Source organism: Mucilaginibacter sp. (assembly GCF_028288225.1).
Taxonomy (GTDB): domain Bacteria; phylum Bacteroidota; class Bacteroidia; order Sphingobacteriales; family Sphingobacteriaceae; genus Mucilaginibacter.
Genome location: NZ_JAQBOC010000080.1, coordinates 160222 through 177261 on the forward strand (window position 1 = coordinate 160222; position 17040 = coordinate 177261).

The 17040-nt window shown below is 41.5% G+C and carries 16 protein-coding genes; 8 read left to right on the plus strand and 8 right to left on the minus strand.

All coding sequences use genetic code 11. The features are described 5' to 3' along the window. The first annotated feature begins 2 nt into the window (after window positions 1-2). The 5 genes from JWQ54_RS24265 (at window position 3) to JWQ54_RS24285 (ending at window position 6814) form a co-directional block, all read left to right on the plus strand. Window positions 3-593, plus strand: coding sequence for a YceI family protein (locus tag JWQ54_RS24265; RefSeq protein ID WP_299590254.1), 591 nt, complete (start codon window positions 3-5; stop codon window positions 591-593). Between the two features lie 194 nt (window positions 594-787). Beyond that, entirely contained in the window at window positions 788-2182 is a 1395-nt protein-coding gene (locus JWQ54_RS24270) for a cytochrome ubiquinol oxidase subunit I (RefSeq protein WP_299590256.1), read from the plus strand. 7 nt (window positions 2183-2189) lie between these two features. Further along, window positions 2190-3425: a cytochrome d ubiquinol oxidase subunit II gene (cydB, locus tag JWQ54_RS24275; RefSeq protein ID WP_299590258.1), complete on the plus strand. Its 1236-nt coding sequence runs from the start codon at window positions 2190-2192 to the stop codon at window positions 3423-3425. A gap of 20 nt (window positions 3426-3445) precedes the next feature. Beyond that, window positions 3446-5179 carry an ABC transporter ATP-binding protein/permease gene (locus JWQ54_RS24280; protein ID WP_299590260.1) on the plus strand — a complete coding sequence of 578 codons (1734 nt, stop codon included), beginning with the start codon at window positions 3446-3448 and terminating at the stop codon, window positions 5177-5179. Between the two features lie 3 nt (window positions 5180-5182). After that, on the plus strand, window positions 5183-6814 hold the full coding sequence (locus tag JWQ54_RS24285; protein WP_299590262.1) for an amino acid ABC transporter ATP-binding/permease protein: 1632 nt from the start codon (window positions 5183-5185) through the stop codon (window positions 6812-6814). 437 nt (window positions 6815-7251) lie between these two features. Here the strand turns inward: JWQ54_RS24285 and JWQ54_RS24290 are convergent, their stop codons facing one another. The 3 genes from JWQ54_RS24290 to JWQ54_RS24300 all read right to left on the minus strand — a co-directional run bounded on the left by JWQ54_RS24290 (window position 7252) and on the right by JWQ54_RS24300 (window position 9147). Next, complete coding sequence (locus JWQ54_RS24290) at window positions 7252-7557, minus strand: single-stranded DNA-binding protein (RefSeq protein ID WP_299590264.1); 306 nt, start codon at window positions 7555-7557, stop codon at window positions 7252-7254. Between the two features lie 59 nt (window positions 7558-7616). Further along, window positions 7617-7901, minus strand: a complete 285-nt coding sequence (locus JWQ54_RS24295) for a hypothetical protein (protein WP_299590266.1) — start codon at window positions 7899-7901, stop codon at window positions 7617-7619. Between the two features lie 1000 nt (window positions 7902-8901). Next, on the minus strand, window positions 8902-9147 hold the full coding sequence (locus JWQ54_RS24300; protein ID WP_299590267.1) for a hypothetical protein: 246 nt from the start codon (window positions 9145-9147) through the stop codon (window positions 8902-8904). Window positions 9148-9472: 325 nt separating this feature from the next. Between JWQ54_RS24300 and JWQ54_RS24305 the strand changes: the two genes are divergently transcribed. After that, entirely contained in the window at window positions 9473-10489 is a 1017-nt protein-coding gene (locus JWQ54_RS24305) for a hypothetical protein (protein WP_299590268.1), read from the plus strand. 58 nt (window positions 10490-10547) lie between these two features. Here the strand turns inward: JWQ54_RS24305 and JWQ54_RS24310 are convergent, their stop codons facing one another. From JWQ54_RS24310 to JWQ54_RS24320, 3 genes are all read right to left on the minus strand, one after another. After that, the gene (locus tag JWQ54_RS24310; RefSeq protein WP_299590269.1) at window positions 10548-11408 is read right to left on the minus strand and encodes a sigma-70 family RNA polymerase sigma factor; all 861 of its coding nucleotides are present in this window, start codon (window positions 11406-11408) and stop codon (window positions 10548-10550) included. Window positions 11409-11596: 188 nt separating this feature from the next. Beyond that, window positions 11597-12613, minus strand: a complete 1017-nt coding sequence (locus tag JWQ54_RS24315; protein ID WP_367187133.1) for a cytochrome d ubiquinol oxidase subunit II — start codon at window positions 12611-12613, stop codon at window positions 11597-11599. A gap of 11 nt (window positions 12614-12624) precedes the next feature. Beyond that, window positions 12625-13938, minus strand: coding sequence for a cytochrome ubiquinol oxidase subunit I (locus JWQ54_RS24320; protein WP_299590270.1), 1314 nt, complete (start codon window positions 13936-13938; stop codon window positions 12625-12627). Between the two features lie 550 nt (window positions 13939-14488). Between JWQ54_RS24320 and JWQ54_RS24325 the strand changes: the two genes are divergently transcribed. Together JWQ54_RS24325 and JWQ54_RS24330 are read left to right on the plus strand one after the other, a co-directional pair. After that, window positions 14489-14665, plus strand: coding sequence for a hypothetical protein (locus JWQ54_RS24325; RefSeq protein ID WP_299590271.1), 177 nt, complete (start codon window positions 14489-14491; stop codon window positions 14663-14665). A 263-nt stretch (window positions 14666-14928) separates the two neighbouring features. Next, entirely contained in the window at window positions 14929-15780 is an 852-nt protein-coding gene (locus JWQ54_RS24330) for an NAD(P)-dependent oxidoreductase (protein WP_299590272.1), read from the plus strand. A 153-nt stretch (window positions 15781-15933) separates the two neighbouring features. Here JWQ54_RS24330 and JWQ54_RS24335 read toward each other — a convergent pair whose 3' ends face one another. Together JWQ54_RS24335 and JWQ54_RS24340 are read right to left on the minus strand one after the other, a co-directional pair. Beyond that, window positions 15934-16356: a DUF1810 domain-containing protein gene (locus JWQ54_RS24335; RefSeq protein ID WP_299590274.1), complete on the minus strand. Its 423-nt coding sequence runs from the start codon at window positions 16354-16356 to the stop codon at window positions 15934-15936. Continuing rightward, window positions 16334-16519, minus strand: coding sequence for a hypothetical protein (locus JWQ54_RS24340; RefSeq protein WP_299590276.1), 186 nt, complete (start codon window positions 16517-16519; stop codon window positions 16334-16336). The genes JWQ54_RS24335 and JWQ54_RS24340 overlap by 23 nt, the downstream gene beginning before the upstream one ends. Window positions 16520-17040: the final 521 nt, after the last annotated feature.

Consider the following 17040-nt stretch of genomic DNA (forward strand, 5'->3'; position numbering starts at 1 on the left):
TCATGAAAAAATTACTTGCTATTTTATTCGTTTTAATTTCGGCTGGCTACTCATTTGCCCAGACTACCAAATGGAAAGATGACCCAGACCATTCCAAGCTGACATTTACAGTTACACATAGGGGATTTTCGTCCATTTTTGGTTTATTTCAAAAATTCGATGCAACCGTCACCTCTTCGAAACCGGATTTCAGCGATGCGGTATTTGAACTTTCTACGGATGTGGCATCTATCAATACCGAGGTCAAAATGCGGGACGAGCATTTAAGGAGCCCTGATTTCTTTAACGTGGCTAAGTATCCCACCATGACCTTTAAATCCACTTCAATAGTGAATACTACAGGCATGAAGGACAGGTTCAGGATCACTGGCGATTTAACTATGCGCGGTGTTACCAAATCTGTTACAATGGATTTATGGTACCGGGGCACTGTAGACGATGCGATACCCCAAAAAACTAAGGCGGGTTTTCAATTAACCGGGGTAATCAACAGGGTTGATTTTGGTGTCGGAGCCACTGATCCTTTTGACATAAGTACAGAGGTAATGATCAAAGCAGACGGGGAGTTTTTTAAAACTCAGCCGCAAAACTGAGCTGAGATTTGACTAAAACACGCTGATACTATCTAAAACAAAGAGGTGTAGCGAAACATGACTAGAATCAAGAAATAGGTAAAACTTATATTTTGTTGATTATAAAAGCATTATATAAAATCATTTAAAAGCAAATTATGAGACCGCGAAATGCGGATTACAAATAAATTAATAGACACTAATCCATTAAAAATATGAACAACTTTGCGGAACTTTTATCTCGGTTTCAATTCGGATTTACCGCGTGTTATCACATCATGTTTCCGGCACTTTCTATTGGGCTGGCGTGGTTTCTGGTCCTGATCCACGGGCTTTATCTGAAAACCGGAAAAGCTGATTACTTTAGAATTTATAAATTCTGGGCTTCAATTTTTGCGCTAAACTTTTCGGTTGGGGTGGTTACCGGCATTTTTATGTCCTTTCAATTTGGCCTTAACTGGTCTAAATTCTCTTACGCTGCCGGACCGGTGCTGGGGAGTATTATCGGACTTGAGGTAATGACTGCTTTCTTTCTGGAGGCCGGTTTTTTAGGGATCATGCTACTGGGCTGGAACCGGGTGAATAAAAAGGTCCACTTTTTTGCCACCCTGATGGTAGCATTAGGTACACTGATTTCCGCAACGTGGATACTTGGCGCAAATTCATGGCTGCATACACCGGCTGGTTTTAAGGTAAGTAACGGACAGTTTTTTATCGTTGAGTGGTGGCACGCCTTATTTAATCCATCTTTTTATATAAGATACCCTCATATGTTATTGGCTTCTATGTTTGCCGCAAGCTTTTTCGTTGCCGGCATTTCAGCCTGGTATCTGCTAAAGGGGAAATACACGGGATTTGCCCGCACCTGTTATTCAATTGCACTGGGGGTGATAACTATTTTAATTCCCGTTCAACTATGGGTAGGCGACACGCTCTATGGAAAAATGTCTGTTTATCAGCCCGCAAAAACACAAGCTTTGGAAGGTTTTTGGGATGATACGCCAACTGCGCCATACCTGCTCTTCATCAATCCGGACGCTAAAAACCAAAGAAACAAGACGCAAATAGGGATACCTTACCTGGGAAGTGTCCTGGTCGACCATAGCCTTCATGGAACTGTGGCCGGCTTGAAAAGGACTCCTCCAAAGGAGCAGCCAAATATGGCGATGACCTTTTATTTTTTCAGAATAATGTTTTTAATAGCCATCTTAATGTTTTTTGTCGCTTTAACGAGTATTGCTTTACGTTTTACCGGCAAACTGTTCACAAAAAGATGGTTTTTAAAACTTAGCTTATGGATGACGCCTGCCGGTGTGATCGCTACGATGGCCGGATGGATCACGTCGGAAACAGGCAGACAACCTTATGTTATCTATGGTTTGCTCCGAACCACCGAGGCTTCCTCGTCGTTAAGTAATTTTCAGGTGATTTTTTCCTTTGGGCTATTTTTGATAGTATATGCTGTTCTATTAGCTGCTTATATCATATTCGTTTGTAAAATAGTAAAAAAAGGACCTGAAACCATCCACGACACCATTAAGACAGGCGAACGCAAGAAAGACAACTTCATTTCCGGATTACCGGAAACCATTAAATTATCTATTAAATAAATTGAATATGGATATTCATGTATTATGGGCATTGATCATATGCTTTTCTGCGGTAATGTATACCATCTTTGACGGGTTCGATCTGGGCGTCGGAATACTCATTCCTTTTGTCCTGAAGGAAAATCAGCGGGATACGATAGTGGATTCGATTACGCCTGTTTGGGATGGAAATGAAACCTGGCTGATTTTAATGGGAGTAGGATTATTCGGAGGATTTCCAAGGGCTTATAGTGTGCTGCTGCCGGCGCTGTATATACCCTTGATCCTGATGCTGCTCTCCTTGATTTTAAGGGGGGTAGCCATGGAATTTCGCTTTATGTCTGCCACAAGAAAAACCTCGTGGGATATCACTTTTGCTTTGGGATCGATTTTGGCTGCCTTTTGCCAGGGCATCATACTGGGCAATTTGATGGAAGGGATTAAAACCGATAAAAATTTCAACTATGCGAACACTGCCTTTAGTTTTATCAGCCCTTTTACTATTTTGATAGGCTTTACGTTAATAGTTACTTATGCACTAATCGGGGCTACGTGGCTGAACCTGAAAACAAGCGGATCGCTTCAGCGCGGGTTTAAAATATATGTCAGGCGCATTGTAGTCATCCTGGTTTTGTTATTTGTTGTTATTATTTGGGGCCGGTTTTATTGGGGTATATTCACGCCCCGGTATGGAGTCTTTGGAATTCGCAGCATTTTATCGGCCGCATCTGTCATTTGGTATGTCCTGACCTTAGCGATAATGGCGGGGATTTATTTGACCATTAATTCCAGTAGGGATCGGATCCCATTCTTTCTTAATATGCTGATGACTGTGGTTTCCGCCTTGTACCTCGTATCCGGGTTCTGGCCCTATATCATTCCACCCGGTCTTACGATTTTTGATGCGGGCTCCCCGGCTTACGGAAACAGAATTTTATTGATCAGTTCATTTGTTATCATTCCCATAATCCTTTGTTATTTGATATACTCCTATTCAGTGTTTAAAGGGAAGGTAAATGGGAACAACTACGAACCTGTTTTACGTGCTGAAGATGTTGCATTAAAGCCGGTCAAACTGAGTGACCATAAGGACTTGTTTATAAAGCAACTCACTTTATCATGGCCCTGGCGGATAATCATTTCGATAGCCGGTGTCTTATTTTTTTTCCTTGTACTCGGATTCGAGGGGGACACTGTCGCGCAACTGTCAATCCTTATTTTCATTGTCGCGTTTTTGATTGCCTGTTTTAGATATAAAAATTAACCACTTCATTATTTTTCAATATGATATCATCCATTTCATACGCTGATAAAGCAACATCCAAAAAAGCGGCTGATCTTTTAAAATCGCTTCGGGGCTTGTGGAAGAAGGAAATTTGGGCAATAACCGTCTTAAGATTTGGGGGGATTCTTGCATTCAATTTACAATTAATAATAATTGCTCAATTGGTAAGCAGTTTAGCCTTAAAAAAATCAGGCGCCATGGATAGCTACCGGTCATTAGCCTGGCTGGGTTTGTGGGCAATAGTCAGGGCCTTATTTAATTATTTAAGTGATTTAAAGGCCGCGGAACTAACAGAAAAAGTAACTATTGGTATACGGTCGGCGATAATGAAAGATATTCATAAAGGGTATATCGCCAAATTTAGAAATCAATATTCTGCAGGTATCTCGTTAAGCTTCCTGAATAAAACTGAAGTGATATCACCTTATTTTACCAGGTACATTCCGCAAATGTTGTTATGTGTTATTGCCCCTTTGTCCGTCCTGATTTACCTGGCAACCATCAATTGGGTTTGTGCATTACTGGTTCTGCTCTGCGCACCAGCCATTCCATTATTCATGATGATCATTGGAAGGGGAACTGAAGTTAAAAGCAGGGAACAATGGGAGTATCTTTCACAGATGGGATCTTATTTTTTTGACCGGTTGCAGGGTATAACAACACTATACCTGTTTAATCAATTAAAAAAGCAGTCAGATCAAGTCCGCATCTTCTCCAGCGCATATGGTCGTTCGGTTATTGATGTTTTAAAGCTGGCTTTTCTGTCATCGGCCGTACTCGAGTTCTTTAGTGCGGTAATTATTGCCGGGTGCGCTGTATTTATTGGTCTGAACATGATTCATTATATTCATTATGGACCTGACGGTGGTACTTCTTTAAAAAATGGTTTGATTATTCTGCTGTTGATCCCCGAGTTTTTTATAGCGTTAAAAACGCTGGGGAATTTTTATCATGACCGGGCCCAGGCTTTAGGGGCAGTTATCAGTTTGCAGGAATGGGGGTTTTTTCAGGCCCCTATTTTAAAAGAAGAAGTTAACAAAGGCAACTATGAGGAAACGCCCCTCAGCGGTGAAATGCAACCTGATGGATACCAGGCGGCGCCAATTATCTTCAAAGACGTCAATTTTGCTTACCCCGGCGGGCCGGACCTTTTTAGTTCTTTTAACTTATTGATAAGGCCTTGCGAGAAAATTAAAATCTCCGGCGCCAATGGATCGGGAAAAACTACGCTGATTGAATTGATTTTAGGTTGGCAGGTTCCTTGCAGCGGCCAAATTCTTATTGGCGATCGTTTACTTGACAAAATCGGTGAAGCAGAACTGTTTAATGAGATATCTTTGATCAATCAGCAAACAAGCATCTTTCAGGGTACGATCCGTTCTAACATTTTAATGGGTCGTTCATTACCGGACAAAGACCTTTTTTGCCGGGTTCTGGGGCCCGTTTCCCTTATTTCGTTTTTAGAAAGGTTACCGGACGGGCTCGATACCCGGGTTGCTGAAGATGGCAAGTCAATTTCTGGAGGTGAACGACAAAAAATAGCTTTGGCCAGGGCATTGGTCAAAAGGTCCCCGATAATTATTTTGGACGAGCCGTTCACGCATCTTGATCCGGCAAGTGTTATATCTTTTATCTCGATTTTAAACAACATAAGTCCGCAAAGGACGATTATCATAACCGGGCATGGTGAAGCGTACCAGGCTTTGCAGGGGTATCGGGAAATTAAACTTTGAGAAATGCTGACAAACATTCCTGTTATTTATAAGAGATTAACCAAGGGCCAGCTAATCGGTATTTTGATGGCAATATTGTCTCTTGTTGCTGGTTTGCTTCTTGTTTGCAGCTCGGCATGGTTTATTACTGCTACTGCGCTAACTGGGTTAGGTGTTCTTGGGGTGCAAGGCTACAATATTTTTTTACCAAGCGCATGTATTCGCTTTCTGGCCCTGTTTAAGCCACTCAACAGGTACGCGGAAAAAATATACACCCATAAAGTAACATTGAATAAATCAAGTTCTTCAAGAGAATGGCTCTTTGATAAAATAGCACAACTTAAGAAAGCTGAGTTGGCCAAATTTAGATCGGCTCAATTATTAAATGGCCTGGTTAACGATATCGAGGAGCTGGACCATTTTTACCTGGGAATGGTACTTCCCTGGATTTCAGCGGGAATTTTGTTTTTGCTGGCAGCCATATTTTTTATAGTTGTACTTCCTGTCATGCTCTGGGTCTTATCAGGGGTTTTCCTTATTTCAGGTTTTATTATCCCTTTCCTAACTTACAAGAGCAGCAAATCACAGGAAGAGGAAAGTTTGTTCATCAAACGGCAATCTCATACGGATTTGATCGGAATGTTAAGAGGCTTTGCAGATTTACGTCAATTCGGGTTACTCGACTCAAAACGAAAACTCATCATCCAGGAAATAAATTTAGAACAGCACCTCCAGAGTAAATCCAAAAAGACTTTAGCTTTTTGGCAATTTGCACAGCAAATTATTTTGCAGGCGGGATTAATTGTTTCTATACTGATTATTTTTCGCCATATCGACAATATCAGCGGGTCGCTGCTTGTTTTGATTGTGATAAGTTTGATTACGCTTTTCGAGGGGCTTTTACCCTTCCCGGCTCTAGCTCACCAGTTTTCAAGGACCACGTGGTGTGGCAATAGTCTAAATGAATGGAAAAATAATAACCATGCGAATGAGGAAATGGGAAAACTGCCATTTCCTCATGATTCGGATATTCAAATCGATGACATATCCGCCTTTTATGGTTCGCGCAACATTTTTACAAACTTAACTTTGAGATTTCCCGCTTGCTCTATTACAGCGGTGACGGGTTGTAACGGCTGCGGTAAAACTACATTGCTGGACGTTTTATGTGGTTTAAAAATGACGGAGCACGGAGACATCTTTATTGGGGGTAAGTCTTTATTTGAAATTGATCCTGACGAACTTATTGATAACATCGGGTATATGGAACAGCAAGCGACAATTTTTAATGTGAGTTTGTTCGATAATATAGCATTAGCGAAACCAGATGCAGTCGACACTGATGTTTTTAATGCTGCCGCCCGGGCCGGTTTCGGTCCAACCCTGGAACAAAACCCGGATTTTTTGAAAAAACAAGCCGGTGAATCAGGAAAGAATATTTCAGGTGGACAGGCCAGGATGATCGCCCTGGCAAGAATTATATTGAAAGATCCCCCGGTTCTGTTAATGGATGAACCTACAGAAGGATTAGACATAGACGCCGAAAGAAATCTTCTTAATTTACTTTCTTCCTGGAAAGGCACTAAAACGGTTATTCTCGTGACTCACAAAAAATCACTGGTTTCTATTGCCGATCACCATTATAATTTGCAATGAAAAGAATGTTCTTAAACTCCGCAAAATCCGAATTGAGTTGACCCTTATCCTATGCATCACTCCCAGAATTCAAAATGCTAAACCTGCAGCCTCAGCAGTTTTCATAATCTATCCGGCCCTGAATAGTAGCGAAAAAGCTATCCGCGAAAAGGACGCCGGCCCTTTTAAGAAAGTTTTTTGCGCTTTTGACCAATACCTTCAACACTTGTCATCGAGCATTAAAATACGGGAATAATATAGCATCACCATAAATTCGACTGATTTTCAACAATTGTGACGACACTATTTTTATAATCCGACCTTTAACCACCCTGGAGCCTATGGTAGCTGAGGAAATTGCCAAAAGAATTAACCGTTCAGTTGCGCAAACGCGGAGACTTAAAGACACAGCGCTTGAGTGCTTACGTAACTCAGATATTGGCTCTTTCGTTTTTTCCTTAAATGTTTAAGATTTTGATATTTGACGTTTTGAAGGTCAAATTGGCCTTTGCGACGCCATCTTTATTAACCCATGAACCCGCGCCCATATGCCCCATTAATTCCACCAGGATCCCTTCATTGAGAAACTCGGCCACTCCCGGATTGAACCAATAATTACACTTCACATAGGTGGTTGTTTTTTTGCGTTTACCGTTCTTTGTGTAGTCCTTTTCATTCATGACGATTGTAAAATTGGTTACCAGTTTACCATCCCCTAATTCCCTGACCAATGCATTTGCGGTCAATTTTCCTTTGATTTCCATAACCTAAAGTTTTTAGTGCACAAATAAATAATTTTGGCCCCAGTTGATGATTTATTCAATCACTGTACTGATTTGTGGCAGTTTTCAGTTACTTCAGTCTTTTTAAGCTTCACCAAGTCTGCTGACTTTTCTCTCCTGCCAAATGAATAATCGAAAATCATAACACCCGGACCTTGCAAATACATTATGCCCCAGTATGGCTCGTTGCCACGCAGAATCGATTCGCGGTTTCCCAAACCAAAATAAAGGCCATTAAAGAATCGTTCCTCCTGAAGCAGACCGAGTCGATGGTGCGCTATAAAAGTAGCGCAGCAATTGCTTTTTGTTTCGGTACCCGTTTCCATACTATTATCTTATTCATCACATTAGGATGAAGATTATAAGGGAGAAGCTATGCGGCTCCCACGAAGACAAAGTTCCTTGTAATCACGTAGGGTATGCTTTGATTTTCAAGCAATATTATTTAGAAATCAAATGGGCTTTTTGCTAAATAAAGGGTACCAGTCGCCGTATTGCCTTACCCTTCTCCCGCTACTCCCTCAGAAAAGTATAGGCAGCAGCAAGTAAAACTGTTTTGGGGTCATGAAATATAGTATTGTAAAAGATCGCAGGATTCCGGCATCCTGCAAATGGAATCGGATATCTATTTGAGGTTATAACCTTTAACGGATCTATCTCTTTAGCGTTGAATTATGATTCAAACTTTTAACTGTGCTGAACCAGTTATATAATTTTTTTACAAATTCAAGATCACGGGTTATAATACTTATATCGTCCGTTTTGTATTCAGTTTTAAGAAAGTTGGAAACATGGCGGTATGAGGTATTAAAATTAGTTAAGGCACCTTTGGCGGCACCTTTCCCGATTTTTTTTTAAGTCCTCGTTGTGAGTTTTGAAAACTGAAAGCAACATCCATTTCCTTTGACCGTCGCCGCATAGAATATCCAATATTGCCCATCCTTATATTTAATTCAAAGGATATAGCAAAGCAGCATTCCCCAATTTATTAACAGGCTGCAAGCAAAAATCGCGAGAGTGACGCGTAGGCCCGATCCAGTCATAGCTGTAATTATGTTAGGAAAATAGGTTAGCATTGTGATAATTAGTACGTAAATCGGCGCATCATAATAGAAAAGTAAAATTGCCGGCACCGGTAAAATAAGAATGCCCTGTAACACCATCGTAAGCATAAACCACGCCGTCTGATTTTTTTGCTGTCTTTTTATAAATGCAAGGTATCTGTTATGAACCGTTGGTTTTGACCCGCCAGGAAATTTTTCTTCGGTCAGGTTAATTGCGGTTTTGATTGTTGGTTCCATGATTTCTATATTTTATGGATTTATATTACCGGGGAAATTTCATATCTGTTGCCTCTTTTCTCCTGCCAAATGAATAATCGAAAATCATAATACCCGGACCTTGCAAATACACTATGCCCCAGTATGGCTCGTTGCCATGCAGAATCGATTCGCGGTTTCCCAAACCAAAATAAAGGCCATTAAAGAATCGTTCCTCCTGAAGCAGACCGAGTCGATGGTGAGCTATAAAAGTAGCGCAGCAATTGCTTTTTGTTTCAGTATCCGTTTCCATATTATTATCTTATTCATCGCTTGAGGATGAAGATTATAAGGGAGACATTATGCGGCTCCCACGAAGACTAAGTTCCTTGTAATCATTTAGAAAATGCTTTGATTTTCAAGCAATATTATTTAAAAATCAAATCGGCTTTTTGCTAATAAAGGGGTCGGTCGCCAATAATGAATTTTGTTAACTTGAGCTGTAGAGAGGATCGTCACTCTGTGATTTTTTCTTACTCGCTAAATTCTGGAAATTGTTTGAAAACGAAAGCAGTACGTTGGAATATAAAAGGATTTTGTGACCATTGATAGGTGATATTTGATCAAATCGCCGTGTTATGACCACCATTCAGACAATTCGGTTCGATGATCCCGGTATTAGATATTCCGGTAGAATCCGCAGATCGGCAGAGGCTGCTCTGCTAACCTGGACCGGATCGTCAGTGAAGATCGCTTTTACAGGTCGTGCCCTGTCAGCATGTTTCTCTGACGAACATGGGGATAATTATTTTACGATTGTGGTCAACGGAAAGGAAGCAAGTATCCTGCATCTTGAATCAGGGAAGCGGGATTATTTAATAGCGGAAGGCCTGGATCAAATTATGAATTGTATCGAATTATATAAGCGTACGGAAACAGTGAGAGGAACATCCTTGTTCTTTTACTTTACCCTTTATGATGCCGATCCGGTACTTCCTGACATCATGGCAAAAGCAAGGTCGATGGAGACTATTGGTGATTCCATCAGCACCGGATATGCACTTCAGGATCAACACCGCAAGGATAACTGGCTTCCGGCGTACGAAGATGGCTATAATACTTACGCGGCAATAACAGCCAGAAGATTTAACGCGGAATACGCTTGTACAGCTATTAGTGGTATTGGTGTTTCTGCAAGCCGGCGTTCCCCGGCAATACTGGACTTGATTTCCGGAATTGTCGATGAGAACCAGTATCCGGGTTTACGCCAGCCAGACCTTGTTGTTATTAATTTATGGCAAAATGACGCATTCATTATCTCCCATCGGGATTCCGAAGATTACCGGAGATGGTTCGGTTCTTCAATTCCTGATAAGCGGGAGCTCATTAAAGCCTATTGTTTACTGACCAATAAGATTCGGAACTGCTTTCCGGATGCTTTCATGATTTGTTCACTGGGAAGCATGGATGTGGTTAAACCAGGTTCGCCCTGGGTCGACTACCTGCATGAAGCCGTCCACATCCTGAATGATCCAAAAGTATTGCCATTCATATTTCCATACAAGGAAACAAGGGGGCACCCAAGTTCCTCCGAGCATCAGAACATGGCGGCTGATCTCATCGACTTTATCAGTGAAAAATTGCAATGGGAATAACGGGAGAACCACAGAATTGCTGTAACATAAAATATCATATGGAGTTATGCTCCATTTATCAGGCAAGGTAGGACGCTAACCTTGGCGCCACGCGTGAGCACCTTATCTTGATCAGGGCAGCATCTTTCAAACGGCGAACATGTTCTACGGATAACATAAATTGCTCCGCAATTTCCTCCAATCGGCGGGGAATAAAGCAATTCAGTCCGAAATACATTACAAGTATATCTTTCTCTCGTTTTTCGAGTATGGACATGGCAAGATCTACTTCTTGCTTTAATGACTCCTTTATGATATCCGCATCTGGAAAATGATCATTGGCGGAAATTAAATCAAGCAGGGTAAAATTACTTTCACCCCCAAGCGGACGGTCAAGCATCACTTTATCAGTGGCGTTTTTCAAAATATCGACTAGATTTTCTACCTCCAGACCCATTACTTCAGCGATCTCCCGGATGGACGGCTTGCGTCCTTCTCCCTGTTCAAAACGGGCACTTTCGCGAACGTAGCGATTTAACACCGTAATCTGATTACACGGAAGGTGAATCAACCGGGTCTGCTCATTCAATGCAGTGATAATGGCCTGCCGGATCCACCAAACGGCATAGGATATAAACTTAAATCCTTTCGTAGGATCAAACTTTTTTGCAGCAATTATTAACCCGATATTGCCTTCGTTAATAAGATCATTCAGGCTGATCTCACTGTTTTGGTATTGTTTCGCTACGGAGATAACAAAACGGAGGTTTGCATTGATCAGGCGGGTTACAGCGGCACTATTGCCATCGGCGACCTGCCTGGTGATGATGATTTCTTCATTTGCTGTCAGCAATGGGATTTTACTGACCTCATTAAAATAAACATCCAGCGAACGGTTATCCTTTATAGTGTTGGTCTGTATTATTTGTAATTCCCGCATTTTATGATCAATCTTTAAAATAACTTTTAGCCATTATCCGGAATGGGCCTCCATGAGTGTACCGAGGCTGTTTCCGAACAAATTTACCCTAATTGGCCGCTCTAACTCTTTTAGAATCAATGAATCACCTTTGCATATCGAACGCGGAGGCGTTACCGGCGATTCTGAAATAATATACGCTGGCGAATTCAATGAGGCACTTTTTCTTTTGTGCCAAAACTGTAAACCAAATAGAATAATGCAGGTAATATGAAAAGACTGCCAATCAATAACGCTACACCAAGCATATGAACGGTGCTTTCCGGAGCCTGGTGTTTTATAAGCGAAAGTGTTGCGTGGTCTTTTAAAAGAACGAGGTGGGGGTAATGGCTGTAAGTGACCGCTATCAGCAGAAGTGTTACCAGGGCAGATGCAAAGAAACGCATACGGGCAACTTTATGATTATAAATGTTTGTCCATATAAAGACAAAACAGATGGATGCCAGGCCAACACAAAACAAACTTAACGTATTGCCGAACAACCATTGTGTCAAGGGAATTTTTTCCTTAAAGGCAGTAACGAAAATGATGATCATAAAAATCAGCATGGCCATATTCGTGATCGCCGCCATACGCTTGTATCTGTGGTTTGTCAATGGATCCTTAATTTCTCCGATCAGGTAAATGGCTGCCAGGAAGCTGCAAAGGGATGTAGTAAAAAGCCCAACTGAGCAGGCGAATGGATCGAGCCAGTCATAAATGTAGGCTGTCATGAAGTCGGTAGTATGGGTATCAATCTTACCTGAAACTACACTGCCCGCTATGATCCCCAAAAACAAAGGTGTTATAAAACTGGAATAAACGTAGATTTTATTGTATATGCCCTGCATCTTGTCTATTACAGCATCATAATTCCGGAAGGTAAAGGCCGTTCCCCGTGCAATGATCCCCATCAGCATAATTAATAATGGAATGTGGAGGTAGATGGATACTGTGGAGTAGATCGCAGGAAAACCTACAAATAGTACAACCACGGCAATGATTAACCACATATGGTTAGCTTCCCAGATCGGGCCTATTGCCTGATAGGAGGTTTTCCTGTGCGATGACCTGTTATCTTTTGCGCTGAAAAGTTCCAGAATCCCTGTTCCAAAATCTGCTCCTCCCATGAGCAGATAGATCAATAATGAAAACCATAAAAATCCGATTAATACGTAAAGCATCATATTATTGTGTTTTAATTGGTAGTATCATATAATTCCGGAACCATAGCGATTTGACGGCTAAGCAGAAAAATTACTGCGATCGACAATGACAGGTAAATCAATGTGAAAAGGCAAAATGTATAAGCTATGCCCGGCATTGGTGTTACCGCGTCTGCGGTTCTCATGATACCTTTGATAATCCAGGGTTGCCTGCCAACCTCGGTGACTGTCCATCCTGCTTCAACCGCGATGAAACCTGCAGGTATCGCAGCAACAAATAGAATCAGGAACCACCGGCTGTCCAACCAATCCTGTTTAAAAACCCTTGCGAACAGGTAGAGTATGCCGAGACCCAGCATCGCCATACCGAGCGCAACCATGATTTGAAAGGCATAATGTGTGATAGCTATAGGTGGCTGATCCACAACCTGAGTTTTATCCAACCCTTCAACCGTTGAGTTGAAATCACCATTCGCCATGAAGCTTAGTACCCCGGGCAGTTTTACCGCATAATTGACTTCACCATTTTTTACATCGGGTATACCACCTATTACCAGCGGAGCATTTTTCTCGGTTTTAAATAAGGCCTCCATAGCAGCCAGTTTTACTGGTTGATTTTTGGCAATGAACTTTGCAGAAATGTCTCCGCTCAGTGGTTGCAGAAACGCTGCTGTAACCGCAAAGGCAACAGAAATTTTGTATGCGGTCATGTGAAAAGCTATGTTTTTTTTCCGAAGGATGAGAAAGGCATGTACCCCGCAAACGGCAAACCCTGTGGCTGCAAATGCCGCGATGGTCATATGAAGCGCCTGGGAAAACCATGCAGGATTGAACATAGCTTTGATGGGATCAATATCAGAAAACGTTCCGTTAATATATTTAAAACCTGATGGGCTGTTCATCCAGCTATTGGCTGCTACCACGAGAATTCCCGATATTATCCCGCTTAACCCTACCACCACACCGGTAATCCAATGGAACCAACGGTTAAAACGGTCCCAACCGTAGAGGAAAAACCCGAGGGCTATTGCCTCAATAAAAAACGCAGTTCCTTCCAAAGAAAACGGCATGCCAAAGATCGGGCCAGCCTCCTTCATGAACCGTGGCCATAACAGCCCCAACTCAAAGGATAAAACGGTACCCGAAACAGCGCCGGTGGCAAAGAATATAGCGACGCCTTTACTCCAGGCTTTAGTAATATGCAGATACATCACGTTACCTGTTCGTAACCACAAAAAATGGGCGACTGCCATAAAAAAAGGCATAACCATACCGATACATGAAAATATAATGTGAAAACCTAAAGAAGCCGCCATTTGCGAACGAGCCGCTATAAAATCATTCATTTTAAATCTTATTAATAAAGTTTATATACAAAAATGCAACCTGAACCAAACCACAATACTACCACAGGGAGTCCAGGGTTTCCTTCTCGGGGATCGCGGCTATATAGATGATTGTCATCGAACAGGAAAACAACACAGCCCTTGTAATCAGAAATATAACCTCTTCCATATTTTTAATAAATTACTTTGATTGAATTATTTATGACGTATCCACTGCTGATCTTGAATGCCTCGCCAGTTGCGCGTTAGTCTGCAGGTAAAGTTCAATTTATCATTTCACGGATATCTTTGGTTTTCAAACCATTTGCTTTATGAATCAAACGCAGGAAACCAAATTGTAGATTTCAGGCGGGGTGCCTGCAGGGCTATCTGATTAATCCTTCAAGAAACACTATCTTCGGGTTATTAAGCAGAGTAACCGAAGTACCCAAATAGAGTTTAGTTATTTTGAAAAAGAGGCCGTATCAAATATTAAAAGTGCGGCCTTTTAGTTTGATGAGTTTAGTTCCTTTTATAAGGATTATCTAAACACCAAACGTTTGGGGTAAAAATGCGTCAAAAAGGGCCTTTTCAGGCTGCTTTTTCCTTAGAATTTGTGCTATTGAAAGTAAAAATTCAATTCTATCGCTACTTTTTCCTTATTGCGGGCTATAAAGCACCGGAACCTGTGATTCTGTTTGATATGTCCGAAGACGGTTTCGATCATCCAGTCTTTCCTTTTCATTAAATTTATCGCAATTTAAATAGTATTTTCCACATAAAATACTGTTAAAATTATCTTGAAAATTTTGTTACTGATTTGTAACTTAAAACTTGTAACTTGCTTATAATCATATAATAAGTGAGTTCTGTATCGGCAAATAAACCCCAAAAACAACGCCTTACTTGGCTCGTATCAAATTTATTGATAGGTAGGTGAATATGATTGTTTAAGTAGTTTGCCTTTGCCTGGTTTATGAGTATTTTTACTTCATTATAAAAACAAGACACATGAAAGCATTTTTAGGAACGGGCCTTTTAGGCGCCAATTTTGTCAAAGCCATGCTCCACAGGGGTGAGCAGGTACAGGTATGGAACCGTACGGCTGCTAAAGCCCGGGCGCTTGAAAGTGATGGAGCGAAGGCGTTTGAAGATGTCAGCAAGGCTGTTAACGGAGCCGATATCATTCACCTGACCTTAAAAGATGATGCGACAGTAAATGAGGTGCTGGAAAAGGCAGCCCCGGGATTTTCACCAGGTACAGTTATATACGACCATACCACAACTTCGGTTGAAGGTGCGAAAGAAAGGACAGCTAACTGGAAAGCCAAAGGTTATACTTATTTACATGCGCCGGTTTTCATGGGTCCGCCGAATGCGCTGGAAAGTACCGGGTTTATGCTGGTATCCGGCGATCAGGATGTTATTGAAAAGGCCAGACCTGAGCTATCCAAAATGACCGGAAAGCTGATCAACCTTGGGCCTGCTGAAGGAAAAGCAGCCGGCATGAAATTAACCGGCAACCTGTTCCTGCTGACGCTGACAGCTGGTATTTCTGATACGCTGGCACTAGCCAAAACGCTTGGTATTTCTGGTGATGAGCTATTGGGTTTGTTCGATTCCTGGAACCCTGCAGCTGCGATGCCCGCCAGGTTGAAAAAGATAATAGGCGGTAATTTTGAACAGCCCTCATGGGAACTGGATATGGCGCGCAAAGATGTGGGATTGATGCTGGCCATAGCAAACAAAGGCCATACGCAGTTAACGGTTATCCCGGCCATCGCTGACGAAATGGATCGCTGGATCGACAAGGGTTATGGCAGCAATGACTGGAGCGTTATCGCAAAGAATAACGTCAGCTAACTTTTATGATAGCGCTAAGACCTGTCAAATAGGGAAACATTTCCAGGTTGATACGTTAACCGGCAAACGATTATCCACCGTGAATATATCTGGTATTCTATATTGAAAATCCGGTATTGATGACTTCTCCTTCGTTTCCTGTTGTCTTTAATTTTATAGATTTAAAAGATTTAATGTTTTAGTGTCCTTTTCCCCATTAAAATATTTATCGAGCACAGCCTGGAAAATGGGATCAGGGTTGGGCAAACTTGCAAATAGTGTCATCGATGATCTTAGCTTCATATCGTCAGGGCTGCCGAAAATACTGTTGGGATTATTGCTTTTCAGCTGGAGTAAAGCTTCACAAATTTCAACAAGCCTCGGGCCTAAAACGGCATGCTGCATAAAAGCTTCAGCTTCGTCCAAATCATTTATCGCATAATATTTGGATGTCCCGCTAAAACCCAAACCCTTGACCTGCGGGAAAATATACCACATCCAGTGACTTCGCTTACTGCCGTTCCTGATCTCAGCCAGTGCGGTAGCGTAATCCTTTTCCTGGGCTTCCAGGAATCTATTCAGTTCGTCCCGGTTCATATTTATTTGGTTTTGGTGCATCCGGTGGCAATTCCTGCGGTATTTGTTCCGGGTCTTCCTGCGGAATTTGAGGTTCTTTTGGATCGTTTGGCGGCATGATCTCAGGTTGGGGTTTTGGAACCGGCATTTCATCAGGTTCATTGGGGATTGTTTGCTTTTTCATATCTTTAATTCATCAATAAACAGGCCAATTCAAGCAATTTCGGTTTGTCGGATGATATTAATTTGAACTGGCAATCCCACACCTGCACCACCCTGTAATATTTTAAAGTTTCTGTTTGCCGCTTGTAATTAGTTAACTATCATCATGAAATTAACTTTATAATAAAGACAATAGCCATTACCGGATACCTGAAAAATTCCTGTGGCCTTAAGATTGAATAAACATTTACGCTATTGTTTAACCGCGACTTTAATTCAATTTCTCAATAAATTCGTTACAACCGTCCTTTTCTTTTCTAATTAATCAAATATTAATAGATCATTAAGCTTTAGGAGCAATTTTGGGATTATAATCCAATTATAATTTAATAGATGCTTATTAATGTCGCCCGGTTACTAAGGCCGGTTATTTTATCTGCTTTATGTAGTATTACTGCAATAAGTGCATGCTATGCACAAAATGCAGGGATCAACCTTGAATATCGATCCGCGGATGAGAAATATTGGACAACTTTTAGAACC